Here is a 242-nt window from a genome sequence, read left to right on the forward strand (position 1 = left end):
GACGGCCAGCCGTTTCAGGATGCTTCGCGCAACGAGTGCAGCGCCTCGAGCACCTCGTCAGCGCCTGCTTCCAGCTGGAACAGCGGTGATTCGAGCGCATCGGCTGCGGTCGCCTGCTTGAGGACGGCGATCGTCTGGCCGGCTTCCCTGGGCGAATCGAAGCCCCCGCTCTGGACCAGCAGCGCGCCGTCGCCGTCGAGCAGCTTGAAGTAGAAGCGTCCGTCGGCCTCGCGGTACTGCTT

Annotated in this window: 1 protein-coding gene; it reads right to left on the reverse strand. The window is 66.9% G+C overall.

What is annotated here, in order from left to right; all coding sequences use genetic code 11:
- Window positions 1-14: 14 nt before the first annotated feature.
- A partial coding sequence (locus SB775_RS33085; protein ID WP_410865523.1) for a hypothetical protein occupies window positions 15-242 on the reverse strand: 228 nt, incomplete at its 5' end.

It is taken from the genome of Peribacillus sp. SIMBA_075 (genome assembly GCF_046534585.1).